Genomic DNA, 2,295 nt, shown 5'->3' on the forward strand with positions numbered 1-2,295 from the left:
GCGCGGGCCATCTTTGGCCTAGTCCTCCTTGGGGGCGTGAACGTTGAACGTTGTGACAAGTCTCATGCGGCTGTCCTGAGGCGTGCATGTGTGACGTAATCGCCCACGATTCGGTCAAGGGTGTGCAGCGCACGGCGGACCTCGATCGGCGCAGGCGGGTGGTCGGCCGCGAGGAGCGGGGTCAGGATCCGGGCGTGGACCTTGCTGTAGAAGACAGCCACCCGGATCCCGTCTGGGGTCAGGACATAGGTGTTCGTCCGGGGGATGCGCTCGATGAGGCCGTGCAAACGCAGGCGGCGCAGGTCGTAGGTCATCTGCGAGGCGGTGTAGTCGACACCGAGCAGCCCGGCGACGAGGCTCCGGAGGCTCTTGTTGGTGAAGCCGGCGACGGCGTGGACGAACACCCCGAGGGCACCGGCCAGGGCCATGGCGCGTAGGTCCCCGAAGCGCAGTGCTCCGGTTCGTTGGCCCTCCCGTACGTAGGGCTGTTGGATGCGCTCGAAAAGCGCAGAGCCGATGGCACAGCCCTGGCCGGCACGCTCGATCATAAGCAGACGGTCGTTGACCTGCCGTGCCTTGCCCACGAGCTCGCCCAGGTGGCTGATGCGGGCGAGGACCCCGATGTCCCACGGCTTGTTGATGACGGTCTCGATCCGAAGCGCCCTCCCCTCTTTGAGGTACTGCTTGACCCTCGAGTGCTTGTAGGTGAGATCGAGCTTCACGTCGGTCCCGGCGGTGAAGATGCGGGTGCGGAACAGGCTCTTGGTCGTGGTGCGGACCTGCCGGGCGAAGACTGCCGACACCTCATGGGGCCGGCCGATGCCGACGTTGTCGGAGACGAGCGACTCGAAGAAGCTACGGGCACGACGGGGGTCGTCGAACACGACGGTGCGCGAGACCTCGATCTGGCGCATGGACAGCTCCCACCAGTAGCCCGCCTGTCGGTCGAACGGGCCAAGGGGGGTTGGGATGATCTGCATCCACCGGTCGAAGAAGGACTGGAGATCGGCGTCGCCCAGGCGGTCGCAGATGGCTTGGAGGGCGGCGGGATCGTCGGTGGCTGCAAAGCCGTTGGCGAGCGGCGTGAAGGCCAGGCCCGCCCGGCTGGCCTGGCGCTTGACCCACTCGTGGCCGTTGAGCCACACCTTGCCGGGGTAGGGGAAGTAGGTGCAGAGCTTGATGAACCCGGGTCCGAACTCGCGGTCGAGGAGGTAGAAGTAGTAGACGGTGACGGCCCGGTCGGCTTTGTCGAACCCGAAGCACACCGCCTTGCCGTGCTCGCCCTTGCCCCGTTGGTAGCCCATGAAGACCTTCTGGATCTCCTGGGCCGCGACGATCGCCACGACACCGGTTCGCCCCTCGCGCTCGGCCTGATCGAGCAGCGGCTGTACGTGGTCGATCTTGCGGTCGTCCCAGCGGGTCCGGTCGGGCCGCCGCAGGCGCAGGATCGGGATGCCGTTCGCTTCCGAGAACGTCTTGACCTGCTCCCGGAAGCGATCGCCGAGGCGCTTGAACAACGCAGGCGACGGGATGTCGTTTCCCAGGTGGGCCGTGAGGAAGGTCACGACCTGTCCGCCGACCTGCAGGTTGGGCACATAGGCGTTGAGGTAGATGCGATCCACGCAGCCGAGATCGAGGACCACATGGCGGTCGAGCAAGTTGTTGATATTGACCACGTCGGCCATGCGCGCAGCCTCCACCCTGAGGGCAGCATCGGACCCATGCCGCGGCGCGCCGACCCTATGCCGCCCGAAGATTCACTGCACTTGGCGGTCCGAGGCTGGCCTCACTGATGCCCTGGGCCATCGGGCCGTCGTCGGGGGGCCGGGCAGGCCTTTGCCCGGTCTGCTCGGGAGAGGCCGGCGTGTATACTCCCGAACGAGGGGTGAGGGGACTTGACTCGGGAACAGACGTCGGAATTCTTGACGGTCACAGAGGTCGCGCGCCTCATGCGTGTCTCCAACATGACCGTCTACCGGCTGATCCGATCCGGGTCGCTCGGAGCCGTCCGGGTGGGCAACCGCTACCGCGTGCGATCCTCCGATGTGCACAAGTACCTCGACGACTCGTACGTCCGAGCCGTCTGACCATTCCCGTCATCCGCTCCTGATACCCCACCACCCCACACCGGCGGCGTTTGCGGTCATACTTTGCCCGGCCGCGTCCACGGTGACGGGGGGCGGAACCGCTGCCGATCGTGGCGCCCGGCTCGGACCTCTCCCGGCCCGGCGGGCACGTTCGCCGGCCCGCCACCCGGTTTGCTCCGCGCCCTGCCGCGGTCGCACCGTTCACGTC

Annotated in this window: 2 protein-coding genes; one reads left to right on the forward strand and one right to left on the reverse strand. The window is 66.9% G+C overall.

Annotation, left to right across the window (positions count from 1 at the left end; translation table 11 throughout):
* Positions 1–62 precede the first annotated feature (62 nt).
* Positions 63–1,685, reverse strand: coding sequence for a hypothetical protein (locus ACRDP3_RS26045; protein ID WP_431519451.1), 1,623 nt, complete (start codon positions 1,683–1,685; stop codon positions 63–65).
* Positions 1,686–1,922: 237 nt separating this feature from the next.
* On the opposite strand from ACRDP3_RS26045, the gene ACRDP3_RS26050 reads away from it, so the two are divergent.
* Positions 1,923–2,087 carry a helix-turn-helix domain-containing protein gene (locus ACRDP3_RS26050; protein ID WP_431519452.1) on the forward strand — a complete coding sequence of 55 codons (165 nt, stop codon included), beginning with the start codon at positions 1,923–1,925 and terminating at the stop codon, positions 2,085–2,087.
* Positions 2,088–2,295: the final 208 nt, after the last annotated feature.

The sequence above is a fragment of the Streptomyces sp. genome (assembly GCF_050698815.1).
GTDB lineage: Bacteria > Actinomycetota > Actinomycetes > Streptomycetales > Streptomycetaceae > Streptomyces.

What these genes read in the sequence shown, in the direction of transcription:
- ACRDP3_RS26045 (WP_431519451.1), bottom strand. Translation starts at nt 1,685, where the DNA reads ATGGCCGACGTGGTCAATATCAACAACTTGCTCGACCGCCATGTGGTC.